We start from the raw sequence: 12,525 nt of genomic DNA, 5'->3' as shown, positions 1-12,525 counted from the left end.
AGACATGGCCAAGACAGAGCGTACCGGCAGGGTTGAAGGCAAGAAGGCGCTGGTCACCGGCGCCGCGCAGGGACTTGGTGCCGCGCACGCGTGGACGCTGGCGCGCGAAGGCGCGAAAGTGCTGCTGACAGACATCAACGGCGAAGGCGCTGCCGCGCAGGCCGCCGCGATCAATGCCGAACTTGGCGAAGGCACCGCCTTCGCCCTGCGCCACGATGTGACCAGCCCCGAAGACTGGGACGCGGCCATCGCCATGGCGGTCGCCAAGCTCGGCGGCCTGTCGGTGCTGGTCAACAACGCCGGCGTCGGGGTGCGCGGCAACATCGAGACGGCCACACTCGAAGACTGGCGCCGCGGCTTTGCCATCAACGTCGATTCGGTCTTCCTCGGCTGCCAGAAGGCGCTGCCGGTGATGAAGGAGAACCAGCCCGGCTCGATCGTCAACATCAGCTCGATCGCCGGCCTGATCGCGTCCGACACCATGCCCGGCTACAACGCCAGCAAGGCGGCGGTGTGGATGCTGAGCAAGTCGGTCGCGCTCTACTGCGCCAAGCGGGGCTGGGACATCCGCTGCAATTCGGTCCACCCGACGTTCGTCGACACCCCGATCCTCGATGGCATCGCCACCAATGCCAATCTCGACAAGGACGTGGTGATGGGCAAGCTCGCCCGCCAGATCCCGCTCGGCCGCGTGGGCGAACCGCAGGACATCGCCAACGGCGTGCTCTACCTCGCCAGCGACGAAAGCCGCTTCATGACCGGGGCCGAACTCAAGCTCGACGGCGGCATCAGCGCGCTCTGACACACGCCCGCCCGGGCAAGCCGGCGGGGGTTGGCGCGCCCCCGCCGCTCGCCTATGAGCGCACCCGCAAGAGGGGAAATCCAGACGTCATGTCCGCGCCATTGATCCTGACCTTTTCGTGCGAGGACCGTCCCGGCATCGTCGCCAAGGTGACCGGCTGCCTGTTCCAGGCGGGTGCCAACATCCTCGAGGCGCAGCAGTTCGACGATATCGAATCCGGCCGCTTCTTCATGCGCGTGGTCTTTGCCGCCGATGCCGGGCTCGAAGGCATGCGGGGCGCGATCGCGCCGATGGCCTCCAGCCTCGGCATGGACTGGTCGCTGCGCGATACATCGGTGAAGCGCCGCGTCGTGCTGATGGTCAGCAAGTTCGACCATTGCCTGGGCGATCTGCTCTACCGCACCCGCATCGGCGAACTGCCGATGGAGATCGTCGCGATCATCGGCAACCATCCCTTGGAAGCGCTCAACGTCTCGCTGTTCGGCGATCTGCCCTACCACCACCTGCCGATCACCAAGGACACCAAGCCGCAGCAGGAAGCGCAAGTGAAGCGCGTGGTCGAGGAAACCGGCGCCGAACTCGTCGTGCTCGCCCGCTACATGCAGATCCTGTCGGACGATCTCGCCAGCTTCCTTTCGGGCCGTTGCATCAACATCCACCATTCGTTCCTGCCCAGCTTCAAAGGCGCCAAGCCCTATCACCAGGCGCACGCGCGCGGGGTGAAGATGATCGGCGCCACCGCGCACTACGTCACCGCCGATCTCGACGAAGGCCCGATCATCCATCAGGACGTCGAGCCGGTCAGCCATGCCGACACGCCGGAGGATCTGGTGCGCAAGGGCCGCGACATCGAACGCCGCGTGCTGGCCGAAGCGGTGCGCCTGCACCTGGGCGACCGCGCTCTGCTCAACGGCAGCAAGACGGTGGTGTTCAAGAGCTGAAAGTTCAGTCGGGCGGAGTTCAGTCGGGCGGAGTTCAGTCGCCCAGCGCCTCGCGCCGGCCGGGCCGCGCGGCAAAGCCGTGCATGCCCATCCACCACTGAAAGGCGATGATCCCGCCCTTCGCCGGGCGCAGCAGCGCGATCAGCAGCACCAGCGCCATCGTGCCCACCAGCGCCATCATAGCGCCCAGCGAAAGCTCGGTCTTCAGCCCCAGCTCGATGATTACCGGCGCCATCACGTGGCCGGTGATCAGGATCGACAAATAGGCGGGAAAGTCGTCCGCCGCGTGCAGCGTCCAGTTCTGCCCGCACAGGCGGCAGCGTTCCACCGGCTTGACGAACCCTGCGAACAGATGCGTGCCGCCGCAGCGCGGGCAGCGCCCCCGCGCGCCCCGCGCCAGTGCCGCGCCCAGCGAATGCGGCAGGGCAGCAGACGGCAGCGGCAGCGCGGCATCGGGCATCGGCCTACTTCTTCGTCGCGAACGGGTTCTTGGGGCTGCGCAGCGTCAGCCGGATCGGCACCGCATCGAACCCCAGTTCGCGCCGGATGCCGTTGATCAGGTACCGGCGGTAGCTTTCAGGCAATTCGTCCAGCCGCGTGCCGAACAGGACGAAGCCCGGCGGCCGGGTCTTGGCCTGCGTGATGTAGCGCAGCTTGATCCGCTTGCCGCCCGGCGCCGGCGGCGGGTTGGCGGCCAGCGCATCGTCGAACCAGCGGTTCAGCGCGGCGGTCGGGACGCGCTTGGACCAAGCCGCGCGGATCTCGAAGGCGGCTTTCAGCAGATCGTCGAGCCCCTTGCCGGTGCGGCCCGAAATCGCCAGCAGCGGCACGCCGCGCACTTGGGCAAGGCCATCGTCCAGCGCCTTGCGGATGCCCTGGAACAGGCCCGAAGGATCTTCGGCCACGTCCCACTTGTTGATCGCGATCATCAGTGCGCGACCTTCTTCGAGCACCATCGACGCGATCTTGAGGTCCTGGTGCTCCAGCCCGCGCGTCGCATCGAGCGTCAGCACGACGACTTCGGCGAAATCGATGGCGTGGCGCGCATCGGCCACCGACATCTTCTCAAGCTTTTCGGTCACCTGCGCCTTCTTGCGCATCCCCGCCGTGTCGATCAGGCGGACCGGGCGATAGCCTTCGCGCTCGGGATCGAACCACTGCCAGTCGATGGCGATCGAATCGCGGGTGATGCCCGCTTCCGGCCCGGTCAGCAGGCGGTTTTCGCCCAGCAGCTTGTTGATCAGCGTGGACTTGCCCGCGTTCGGGCGGCCGACGATGGCGAGCTTGAGGACCGATTCGGGATCGAACTCCTCCTCGTCCTCGCCCGCTTCGTCTGCATCCTCGTCCTCTTCGGCCTGCTTGGGCTCGAGATGCGGGCGCAGCGCTTCGAACAGGTCGGCCAGGCCCTGGCCATGCTCGGCGGAAAAGGCCACCGGCTCGCCGAAGCCCAGCGCGAACGCGTCATAAATGCCGGGATCGCCCGAACGGCCCTCGGCCTTGTTGGCCATCAGCACGATCGGCACGCGGCTCGATCGCAGGTATCGGGCGATCTCCTCGTCGAGCGGGGTGACGCCGGCACGCGCGTCGATCACGAACAGCGCCACGTCGGCGCCGATCAGCGATGCCTCGGTCTGCTGGCGCATGCGGCCGGGCAGCGTTTCGGGATCGAGGTCTTCCCATCCGGCGGTGTCGACAATGGTGAAGTCGAGCCCCAGCAGGCTCGCATCGCCGAAGCGGCGGTCGCGCGTGACGCCCGGCTGGTCGTCGACAAGTGCCAGCTTCTTGCCCACGAGCCGGTTGAACAGCGTGGATTTGCCGACGTTGGGCCGGCCGATAATGATAACCTGGGGACGCATGGTCCTCCCGTGGCCCTTATGCGCGCCGAAGGCAAGCATACGGCGTTCTTACTCACTTTGGCTATAGAGCCGTTAACCATTGTGTGAAAGCCTTGCTCAACCACGGCAAGGCAGAAACATGCCCATGCGGAATTGGACTTGGACGGGCATCCCGCTCGCGATCATGCTGGCAACCGGCTTCGGCGCGACCGCGCCGGCGCGCGCCATCGATGCGCCTGTCGCGGGCTACGACGATGCTTCGGTCGGCGACGATGCCGATACTGGCCTCGCCGATACTGGCCTTGAATGCGTGCCCTATGCCCGGCAGGTGTCCGGCATCGCGATCTATGGCGATGCCTGGCGCTGGTGGGACCAGGCCGAAGACCAGTATGCGCGCGGCCGCCGGCCCAGGGTGGGCGCGGTGATGAGCTTTGCGCCCCACGGCGCTATGCGCCTGGGCCACGTTGCCGCGGTCAGCCGGATCATCGACCGCCGCACCGTGCTGCTGCGCCATGCCAACTGGTCGCCCATCGGCGGCCGCCGCGGCCAGATCGAGGACAACGTCCGCGCCATCGACGTCTCGCCCGACAACGACTGGAGCGAAGTGCGCGTGTGGTACGCCCCGCTCGGCGATCTGGGCACCACGCACTGGCCGGTCAACGGCTTCATCTACAACGAACCCGCAGACCCCGCCGCGCGGATGACCGGCAAGCCCGTCGTCCTCGCCTCGGCATCGCTGCCTGCCACGCTTGCCCGCGCGCCCTATCGCTCGCAGATCGGCGCGGACTTCCTCTCGGGCATCGCCACCGACACGCCGGCCCGCCCGCGCCCCGCCGCCAAGGCCGCCAGCGCCTCCTCGTCCCCTCTGTCGCCCGCGCCCGCGCGCCGGATGCTCGCCTACGCCGAACCGGTCGCGCAGACGAAAACGACCGCACCCCGGGGGGCGCGGTCGCTTGCCGACGATCCGATCGGCCGGATCATCGCCGCACGGATGCGGTAATCACCCGGCGCGTTACAGCGTCGTGAAGATCGCGCCGAAGTCCTTGCCGCCGTTGCCCGCTTCGACGAACGCTTCGTAGATCGCCTTGGCGTGCTCGCCCATGGGGACGGTCGCACCGGCGCTCTGCGCGCCTTCCATGGCGAGCTTCAGATCCTTGAGCATCAGCGCCGAGGCGAAGCCGCCGGCATAGCCGTTGTCCGCCGGGCTCGTCGCGCCCACGCCCGGTGCCGGGGTATAGTCGTTGAGCGACCAGCAGTAACCCGTCGACTTCGACGAGATCTCGTAGAACTTCTGCGGGTCGAGCCCGGCCTTGCCGGCCAGCGCCAGCGCCTCGCACGTGCCGATCATGTGGATCGCCAGCAGCATGTTGTTGCACATCTTGGCAACCTGCCCCGCGCCCACCTCGCCGGCATGGATCACCGCCTTGGCCATCGGTTCGAGCACGGCCTTGGCCTTTTCGAACGTCGCGTCCGAAGCGCCCACCATGAACGTCAGCGTGCCGCCGTTGGCCGCCGCGATCCCGCCCGAAACCGGCGCATCGGCCATTTCGTATCCGGCATCGCTGGCCAGCGCCGCCACTTCGCGCGCCGTGGCAACGTCGATGGTCGAACAGTCGAGGAACAGCGCGCCCTTGGGCGCCTTGCCGATCACGTCGGCGGTATAGACGCTCTTCACGATGGCGCCGTTGGGCAGCATCGTAACCACCGCATCGACGTCGGCAACGGCGTCGGGCACGGCGGTAAAGGTCTGGCAGCCGCCCTCGCCGGCTTTGGCCAGCGCGTCTGCGGAAAGGTCGAAGGCGTGGACCTGGTGGCCCGCCTTGACCAGGTTCGCGGCCATGCCGCCGCCCATGTTGCCAAGGCCGATGAATGCGATCTTCATAGCGTTGCTCCTCAGCGGCCCTTGAACACGCCGGGGCGCTTTTCGATGAAGGCCTTCATGCCCTCGGCCTTGTCCTCGCTCGCGGTCAGGACCTGGAACACGCGGCGTTCGAACAGCAGGCCCTGGTCCAGCGTCGTTTCGAACGCGGCGTTGACCATTTCCTTGTTGGCGACAGCGGCCATCGGCGGCATCGCCGCGATCGTCTCGGCTGCCTTGAGCGCCTCGCCCAGCAGGTCGGCCAGCGGCACCACGCGGCTGACGAGGCCCGAACGCTCGGCCTCGGTCGCGTCCATCATGCGGCCCGTCAGGCACATGTCCATCGACTTGGCCTTGCCCACCGCGCGGGTCAGGCGCTGCGATCCGCCCATGCCCGGCGCCACGCCCAGCTTGATCTCGGGCTGGCCGAACTTGGCGTTTTCCGATGCGATGATGAAGTCGGCCATCATCGCCAGCTCGCACCCACCGCCCAGCGCAAACCCGTTCACCGCCGCGATCCACGGCTTGCGGGTGGTCTTCACGATGTGGCTGGTCCACTTCGAGAAGAAGTCCTCGTTATAGAAATCCGCCGCCGGCTTGTCGGCCATTTCCTTGATGTCGGCGCCCGCGGCAAAGGCCTTCTCGCCCGATCCCGTCAGCACCGCGCAACGCTGCGAAGCATCGGCCTCGAACGCGGCGAAAGCCTCGATCAGCTCGCCCAGCACCTGCGAATTGAGCGCGTTGAGCGACTGCGGGCGGTTGAGCGTGATGAGGGTGACGGCACCCTTCTGTTCGACGAGGATCGTTTCAAAGGCCACGGTCATCTCCGCTGTTCTGATGGTTCTGGATGTTGTGAAGCAGGGTGGCGAGGTGATCCTCGCTGGCGTGCTGGTGCGCTTCGGCCGCATCGGTCAGCACGTTGTCATAAGGGATGGGTTCGTCGAACTGGTCGGCGGCAAGGTCCCAGTATCGGCCGTCGATCAGGTTGTAGAAATGCGTGCCGCCCTTGGTCGCCGTCTTGACGATGTCCCCGCCGAAATGGCGCTGCACGGCCAGCGCCGTCACCGCACACTGGTTGCGGCAGGGGTTGGCAGGATCGAACGCGTCGGGAATCGTCTGCGCCGACCAGCTGCGCTTCACCACATGGTACAGCGCGATCGGGTCGGCAAAGCTCACAGCGGTTTCCACTCATCCGCCGGATCGAGCGGGGCGAAGATGCCGTCGATCAGGGCATCGCTCACACCTTCGGGCGTGGCCGGGTCCCACTTGGGCGCATTGTCCTTGTCGACGATCACCGCCCGCACGCCTTCGGCAAAGTCCGGGCGGGTCAGCACGCGGCTGGCGATGCGGTATTCCATCACCATGTTCGCGGCGAAGTCGGGCAAGGTCAGGCTGTCGGCCAGCTGGCGCAGCGCGACCTTGCAGGTCTGCGGGCTCTTGCTGGCAAGGCTCGCCAGCGTGGCGTTCGCGAAATCGCTGCCTTCGGCCTTCAGCGCGGCAAGGATGTCTTCATAGACGTTGGAAGCGAACAGCCGCTCGATCTCGGCTGCATGAACGGCGATCTTCGCCTCGGGCGGCACCGCCGAAAGTTCGCGCAGGATCGTCGCGATCGCGCCCGGCTCGGCCGCGATCCGCGCCTTGGCCGCAGGCAGGTTCTCGGCCGGCAGGTAATGGGTGGCAAGCCCCGCCCAGACGCATTCCGCCCCATCCAGCCGCGCGCCGGTCAGCGCAAGGTACTGGCCCAGCCGCCCCTTCAACCGCGACAGGTACCAGCCGCCGCCCACGTCGGGGAACAGGCCGATCCCGGTCTCGGGCATGGCAAGGCGCGTCGCCTCGGTCGCCACGCGGTACTGCGCCGGGCCCGAAATGCCCACGCCCCCGCCCATGGTGATCCCGTCCATGAACGCCACCACCGGCTTGGGGTAGGTCATGATCAGGTGGTTGAGCTGGTATTCGTCGTGGAAGAACTTGCGCCCCGAAGCGCCGCCATCGTTCAGCGCAGAATTGCGCAGGAAGGCGATGTCGCCCCCTGCGCAGAAGCCCCGCCCCTCGCTGTGGTCGATCAGCACCGCCTGCACCGCCTCGTCGCCCTGCCAGCCCTGCATCGCCGAAACCATGGCATGCACCATGTCGAGGTTGAGCGCGTGGATCGCCTTGGGCCGGTTGAGCGACAGCACGCCCACCGCCCCGTCGCGCTTCACCAGAAGGTCATCGGTCACTGAACAATCTCCGTTCACTTCAGGCGCAGCCCGAAAGCGTTCATTTCAGCAGATCGCGGCCTACGATCATCCGCATCACCTCGTTGGTGCCTTCCAGGATGCGGTGGACGCGCAGGTCGCGCCAGAAGCGCTCGATCGGGTAGTCGCGCAGGTAGCCATAGCCGCCGAACATCTGCAGCGCCTTGTCGACGATTTCCGAGCCGTTGTCGGTCGAAAGCTTCTTCGCCATCGCCGAAAAGCGCGTCTTGTCGGGCGCGCCCTGCGTCACCTTGGCTGCGGCGAGGTACAGCAGCGCGCGCGCCGCTTCCAGGTCGGTCGCCATGTCGGCCAGCACGAACTGGGTGTTCTGGAACTCGGCGATCGACTTGCCGAACTGCTTGCGATCCTTGACGTACTGGATCGCCTCGTCGAGGCAGCGCTGCGCCCCGCCCAGCGAGCACGCGCCGATGTTCAGGCGCCCGCCGTCGAGACCCGCCATCGCGAACTTGAAGCCATCGCCTTCCGCGCCGACGCGGTTGGCCACCGGCACCTTCACGTTGTCGAAGATCACCTGCGCGGTGGGCGACGCGTTCCAGCCGAGCTTCTTTTCGGGCGCGCCAAAGCTCACGCCGTCCATGTCCTTGTCGATCACCAGGCACGAAATGCCGCGCGCACTGTCATCGCCCGTGCGCACCATCGTCACGTAGATATCGTTGACGCCGCCGCCCGAGATGAACTGCTTGGTGCCGTTGACGACATAGTGGTCGCCTTCCAGCCGCGCCGTGGTCTTCAGCGCCGCCGCGTCCGAACCCGAACCCGGCTCGGTCAGGCAGTAGCTGGCGATCTTGTCCATGGTCACCAGCTGGGGAAGGTAGCGGCCCTTGATCTCGTCGCCGCCGAAGCAGTCGATCATCCACGATGCCATGTTGTGGATCGAGATGAACGCGCTCGTCGCCGGGCAGCCATAGGCCATGGCTTCCATGATCAGCGCCGCTTCCAGACGGCCAAGGCCGATGCCGCCCGATTCCTCGCTGACATAGATCGCGGCAAAGCCCAGCTCGGCTGCCGCCTTGATCGTTTCGCGCGGGAAGGTGTGGTCCTCGTCCCACTGCGCGGCGAACGGGGTGATCGCATCGGCGGTGAAACGGCGCGCCATGTCCTGGATGGCGATCTGGTCTTCGGTCAGCGCGAACTGATCGGTCATGTGTCTCATCCCCTTGGGCGCTTAATCGCCCGCTTGAATTGCCTGACCGGCGCCTAGACCCGGCGCTCCATGGCTGTCCAGTCTCACCCATGGGCCATGCCGGCAATCGGGCGGCGGAGCAGCAATTGCGTGCAAAGAGCCGGGCAATTTTATGCCCGGCTCCATGCCCTTTCCATCAGCCCATCGTCGGGATGACGAAAGCGTTGCCGCCGTCGGGCGAACCGTCGGGCCAGCGCTGGGTCACGGTCTTCACCTTGGTCCAGAACTTCACGCCTTCCATGCCGTGCTGGTTGGTGTCGCCGAACGCCGAACGCTTCCACCCGCCGAAGGTGTGGTAGGCGACCGGCACCGGGATCGGCACGTTGATGCCCACCATGCCGACATTGACGCGCGCGGCGAACTCGCGCGCGGCATGGCCGTTGCGCGTGAAGATGGCGACGCCATTGCCGTACTGGTGCTTGCTCGGCAGCTCGACCGCTTCCTCGAAGTTCTTGGCGCGCACGATCTGCAGCACGGGCCCGAAGATCTCGTTGTGGTAGCTGTCCATGTCCGGCGTCACGTGGTCGATCAGCGTCGGGCCGACGAAGAAGCCCTTTTCGTGGCCCTGCAGGGTGAAGCCGCGGCCGTCGATGACCAGCTCGCCGCCTTCTTCCACGCACTTGCCGATCCAGCCTTCGACCTTTTCCTTGTGCGCCTGGGTCACCACCGGACCATAATGCGCTTCGGGATCGGTCGACACGCCCACGCGCAGCGCGTTGATCGCGGGGATCAGCTTGGCGCGCAGCTTCTCGGCGGTTTCCTCGCCCACCGGCACGACCACGGGCAGCGCCATGCAGCGCTCGCCGGCCGAACCGAAGGCCGCGCCGCACAGATCGTTGACCACCTGGTCAAGGTCGGCGTCGGGCATGACGATGCCGTGGTTCTTCGCGCCGCCCATGGCCTGCACGCGCTTGCCCGCCGCCACGCCGCGGTTGTAGACATAGTGCGCGATGTCGGACGATCCGACGAAGCTGATCGCGCCGATCGCCGGGTGATCCAGGATCGCGTCGACCATTTCCTTGTCGCCGTGGACCACTTGGCAGATGCCCTCGGGCAGGCCCGCTTCGATGAACAGCTCGGCCAGGCGCACCGGCACCGAAGGATCGCGCTCGCTGGGCTTGATGATGAAAGCGTTGCCCGTGGCGATGGCGATCGCGCTCATCCACAGCGGGATCATGCCGGGGAAGTTGAACGGGGTAATGCCCGCGCCGATGCCGATCGGCTGGCGCATCGAATAGACGTCGATGCCGGGGCCGGCGCCTTGGGTGTATTCGCCCTTGATCACGTGCGGCAGGCCGCAGGCGAACTCGACGACTTCAAGCCCGCGCTGGATGTCGCCCTTGGCATCGGCGATGACCTTGCCATGCTCGGACGAAAGCGTGCGGGCGAGCTCTTCCATGTTCGCCTCGACCAGTTCCTTGAAGCGGAACATCACGCGGGCGCGGCGCTGCGGGTTGGTCGCGGCCCAGGCCGGCTGCGCCTTCAGCGCGGCCTGCACCGCGCGCTCGAGCGTTTCGGCCGTGCCGAGCGCCACCTGCGCCTGCACGCCGCCGTTATTGGGGTCGAAGACGTCTCCCTTGCGGGCGGGCTCGCCGCCGGCACCGCCGACGATGAAATGGTCGATGAGGCGCATGGTAATCCTCTCAAACTGGATGGGCGACTGGACTTGGGCCGCGATGTGCACCCCCGCCCGGTTGCAAGCAAGTCGCGAAAATGCGAGGTTCACCTGCAATTATGCAGGTCCCCGACTGGAACGACTTTCAGGCCTTTCTCGCCGTCGCGCGCAGCGGCCAGCTCGCGCGCGCCGCCGCCGCGATGGGCGTCGATGCCACCACCGTCGGCCGCCGCCTGCGCCGGCTCGAATCGCGCGTCGGCGCCACGCTGTTCGAACAGACGCGCGAAGGGCAGGTCCTGACCGAAGCCGGCGAAGCCATGCTCGCCGAGGTCGAGGCGATGGAGCAGGCCGCCAGCCGCATCGCCGAACATGCCGCCACCGGCGGTGGCCCTGCGGGACTCTTGCGCGTCAGCCTGTCCGAAGGCTTCGCCAGCTGGATCGTCGCGCCCGCGCTGCCCAGCTTCATCGATGCCAATCCGCGCCTGATGGTCGATCTGGTGGCGAACTCGGGCTTCCTCAGCCCGTCCAAGCGCGAAGCCGATCTTGCCGTCACGCTCTCCCGCCCCCGCGCGGGCCCAGTCATCGCGGGCAAGCTCTCGGACTATGCGCTCAGGCTCTACGCCACGCGCGGCTATCTTGCGCGGCGGGGCATGCCCGAACGCCCGGCGGACCTCGCGCAGGGCCATCGCCTCGTCGGCTACATCCCCGACCTGCTCTATGCGCCCGAACTGCGCTATCTCGCTGAAATCGAGGAGGATCTTTCCGCGACGGTGCGCTCCAGTTCGATCAACGCGCAGCACCGCCTGATCGCCGCCGGGGCCGGCATCGGCGTGCTGCCCTGCTTCATCGGCGATGCGGACAAGTGGCTGGTGCCCGTGCTGCCAGAGGCGCGCATCACGCGCAGCTTCTGGCTCGTGACGCACAAGGACACGCACAACCTCGCCCGCGTGCGCGCCTTCAAGGACTGGCTGACCGCGCTCGCCTTGCGCGAACGCGCCCGCCTGCTGCCCCGGTGACCGGAGAGCGAAGCCGCCGGGCCACGCGCCCGGCCGGCTTTCAGGCCTTGGCGACCGGCGCGCCCTCGCCCAGGTCCTCGTACCACGCCTCGACCGGACCGTTCAGCTTGAGCGTCAGCGGATTGCCCTTGCGATCCATGGTCTTGCCCGCCTGCACGCGGACCCAGCCCTCGGAAATGCAGTATTCCTCGACATTGGTGCGCACCGTGCCCTTGAAGCGGATGCCCACGCCACGGCGCAGCTTGTCCGCATCGAAGTACGGGCTGCGCGGATTGATGGCGAGGTGATCCGGCGGCACGTCGGGGCCGGAAGTCTGCGGAGTGGTTTCATCGGTCATGGTGCGCGGCAAATATCTTGCCCACCCCACTTGTCAATCGCAGCCGCACGGGATAGAGGCGCGCCCCTGCCCCGGCTCGACGCCGGCGAGCGGGCGCGTAGCTCAGCGGTAGAGCACACCCTTCACACGGGTGGGGTCACAGGTTCAATCCCTGTCGCGCCCACCACTCAAACCCGCGGGGGTCCCTGCGGGTTTTTGTGTTTCTGGCCCGGGGCGCGGATTTGCGGAAGTTGTGCGCCGCACCCGATCCTCCCCTGCAAGTGGAGGGGGTACAGCGCGGCCCCAAGGAAAAGAACAGTCCTTCGACAAGCTCAGGATGGACGGCGGTGGGTTTCCCTTCTAACGTCATCCCAGCGAAGGCTGGGATCGCTGGCCACCAAGCGCCGCCCAACCGTCCCGCAAACCGCCAACGATGCCAGCCTACGCTGGCATGACGTTTGAGGGAAAAAGGAACCCCTCCCCCCAAACCGCCTGCCCTGAGCCTGTCGAAGGGCCGCCCTTGTTCTCCCAAGCGCAACACCGAGAGAGGGCGTAACCCCACCCCACAGCCCTTGGCCAGCGCCGGAAGACGTCCCGGGAGCGCGAGGGGGTCACCCCCTCGCATCTGTCCTGTTCTCTGCCCTCCCCCACCAATCTTGACAAAAAGAACCATATAGGTTATACGCCAGCCCACGGACCGG

The 12,525-nt window shown here is 66.9% G+C and carries 13 protein-coding genes and 1 tRNA gene; 5 read left to right on the top strand and 9 right to left on the bottom strand.

Going from position 1 to position 12,525, the window contains the following annotated elements:
* The first annotated feature begins 4 nt into the window (after positions 1-4).
* Positions 5-802, top strand: a complete 798-nt coding sequence (locus tag HHL27_RS00070; protein ID WP_169491360.1) for an SDR family oxidoreductase — start codon at positions 5-7, stop codon at positions 800-802.
* Positions 803-891: 89 nt separating this feature from the next.
* A complete protein-coding gene (gene purU / locus HHL27_RS00065; protein ID WP_169491359.1) occupies positions 892-1,743 on the top strand; it encodes a formyltetrahydrofolate deformylase in 852 nt (283 codons plus the stop codon).
* Between the two features lie 34 nt (positions 1,744-1,777).
* On the opposite strand, the gene HHL27_RS00060 is transcribed toward purU, so the two are convergent.
* Positions 1,778-2,203: a DUF983 domain-containing protein gene (locus HHL27_RS00060; protein ID WP_169491358.1), complete on the bottom strand. Its 426-nt coding sequence runs from the start codon at positions 2,201-2,203 to the stop codon at positions 1,778-1,780.
* A 4-nt stretch (positions 2,204-2,207) separates the two neighbouring features.
* On the bottom strand, positions 2,208-3,599 hold the full coding sequence (gene der, locus HHL27_RS00055) for a ribosome biogenesis GTPase Der (protein ID WP_169491357.1): 1,392 nt from the start codon (positions 3,597-3,599) through the stop codon (positions 2,208-2,210).
* A 124-nt stretch (positions 3,600-3,723) separates the two neighbouring features.
* Between der and HHL27_RS00050 the strand changes: the two genes are divergently transcribed.
* The gene (locus tag HHL27_RS00050) at positions 3,724-4,578 is read left to right on the top strand and encodes a CHAP domain-containing protein (protein WP_240959202.1); all 855 of its coding nucleotides are present in this window, start codon (positions 3,724-3,726) and stop codon (positions 4,576-4,578) included.
* A 12-nt stretch (positions 4,579-4,590) separates the two neighbouring features.
* Here HHL27_RS00050 and mmsB read toward each other — a convergent pair whose 3' ends face one another.
* The 6 genes from mmsB to HHL27_RS00020 all read right to left on the bottom strand — a co-directional run bounded on the left by mmsB (position 4,591) and on the right by HHL27_RS00020 (position 10,510).
* Positions 4,591-5,460, bottom strand: a complete 870-nt coding sequence (mmsB, locus tag HHL27_RS00045) for a 3-hydroxyisobutyrate dehydrogenase (RefSeq protein ID WP_169491356.1) — start codon at positions 5,458-5,460, stop codon at positions 4,591-4,593.
* Positions 5,461-5,471: 11 nt separating this feature from the next.
* Positions 5,472-6,260: an enoyl-CoA hydratase-related protein gene (locus HHL27_RS00040; RefSeq protein WP_206069299.1), complete on the bottom strand. Its 789-nt coding sequence runs from the start codon at positions 6,258-6,260 to the stop codon at positions 5,472-5,474.
* Positions 6,244-6,612 (bottom strand): YunG family protein, encoded by a 369-nt coding sequence (locus tag HHL27_RS00035; protein ID WP_169491355.1) that lies wholly within the window; start codon positions 6,610-6,612, stop codon positions 6,244-6,246. The genes HHL27_RS00040 and HHL27_RS00035 overlap by 17 nt, the downstream gene beginning before the upstream one ends.
* Complete coding sequence (locus HHL27_RS00030) at positions 6,609-7,655, bottom strand: 3-hydroxyisobutyryl-CoA hydrolase (protein WP_169491354.1); 1,047 nt, start codon at positions 7,653-7,655, stop codon at positions 6,609-6,611. Before HHL27_RS00030 ends, HHL27_RS00035 begins: the two co-directional genes overlap by 4 nt.
* 40 nt (positions 7,656-7,695) lie before the next feature.
* Entirely contained in the window at positions 7,696-8,838 is a 1,143-nt protein-coding gene (locus HHL27_RS00025) for an acyl-CoA dehydrogenase family protein (RefSeq protein WP_169491353.1), read from the bottom strand.
* Between the two features lie 175 nt (positions 8,839-9,013).
* Complete coding sequence (locus HHL27_RS00020) at positions 9,014-10,510, bottom strand: CoA-acylating methylmalonate-semialdehyde dehydrogenase (protein ID WP_169491352.1); 1,497 nt, start codon at positions 10,508-10,510, stop codon at positions 9,014-9,016.
* A 101-nt stretch (positions 10,511-10,611) separates the two neighbouring features.
* On the opposite strand from HHL27_RS00020, the gene HHL27_RS00015 reads away from it, so the two are divergent.
* On the top strand, positions 10,612-11,508 hold the full coding sequence (locus HHL27_RS00015; protein WP_169491351.1) for a LysR family transcriptional regulator: 897 nt from the start codon (positions 10,612-10,614) through the stop codon (positions 11,506-11,508).
* Between the two features lie 40 nt (positions 11,509-11,548).
* Here HHL27_RS00015 and HHL27_RS00010 read toward each other — a convergent pair whose 3' ends face one another.
* The gene (locus HHL27_RS00010) at positions 11,549-11,845 is read right to left on the bottom strand and encodes a DUF3297 family protein (protein WP_169491350.1); all 297 of its coding nucleotides are present in this window, start codon (positions 11,843-11,845) and stop codon (positions 11,549-11,551) included.
* Positions 11,846-11,936: 91 nt separating this feature from the next.
* Between HHL27_RS00010 and HHL27_RS00005 the strand changes: the two genes are divergently transcribed.
* Positions 11,937-12,011: transfer RNA gene (locus HHL27_RS00005), tRNA-Val, on the top strand.
* Positions 12,012-12,525 lie beyond the last annotated feature (514 nt).

This window comes from Novosphingobium olei (assembly GCF_012927405.1).
GTDB classification, from domain to species: domain Bacteria; phylum Pseudomonadota; class Alphaproteobacteria; order Sphingomonadales; family Sphingomonadaceae; genus Novosphingobium; species Novosphingobium olei.
This window is presented reverse-complemented; position numbering and strand designations above follow the sequence as displayed.

What these genes read in the sequence shown, in the direction of transcription:
- HHL27_RS00020 (WP_169491352.1), bottom strand. Translation starts at nt 10,510, where the DNA reads ATGCGCCTCATCGACCATTTCATCGTCGGCGGTGCCGGCGGCGAGCCC.
- HHL27_RS00015 (WP_169491351.1), top strand. Translation starts at nt 10,612, where the DNA reads ATGCAGGTCCCCGACTGGAACGACTTTCAGGCCTTTCTCGCCGTCGCG.
- mmsB (WP_169491356.1), bottom strand. Translation starts at nt 5,460, where the DNA reads ATGAAGATCGCATTCATCGGCCTTGGCAACATGGGCGGCGGCATGGCC.
- HHL27_RS00025 (WP_169491353.1), bottom strand. Translation starts at nt 8,838, where the DNA reads ATGACCGATCAGTTCGCGCTGACCGAAGACCAGATCGCCATCCAGGAC.
- HHL27_RS00060 (WP_169491358.1), bottom strand. Translation starts at nt 2,203, where the DNA reads ATGCCCGATGCCGCGCTGCCGCTGCCGTCTGCTGCCCTGCCGCATTCG.
- HHL27_RS00070 (WP_169491360.1), top strand. Translation starts at nt 5, where the DNA reads ATGGCCAAGACAGAGCGTACCGGCAGGGTTGAAGGCAAGAAGGCGCTG.
- HHL27_RS00050 (WP_240959202.1), top strand. Translation starts at nt 3,724, where the DNA reads ATGCGGAATTGGACTTGGACGGGCATCCCGCTCGCGATCATGCTGGCA.
- HHL27_RS00010 (WP_169491350.1), bottom strand. Translation starts at nt 11,845, where the DNA reads ATGACCGATGAAACCACTCCGCAGACTTCCGGCCCCGACGTGCCGCCG.
- HHL27_RS00040 (WP_206069299.1), bottom strand. Translation starts at nt 6,260, where the DNA reads ATGACCGTGGCCTTTGAAACGATCCTCGTCGAACAGAAGGGTGCCGTC.
- der (WP_169491357.1), bottom strand. Translation starts at nt 3,599, where the DNA reads ATGCGTCCCCAGGTTATCATTATCGGCCGGCCCAACGTCGGCAAATCC.
- purU (WP_169491359.1), top strand. Translation starts at nt 892, where the DNA reads ATGTCCGCGCCATTGATCCTGACCTTTTCGTGCGAGGACCGTCCCGGC.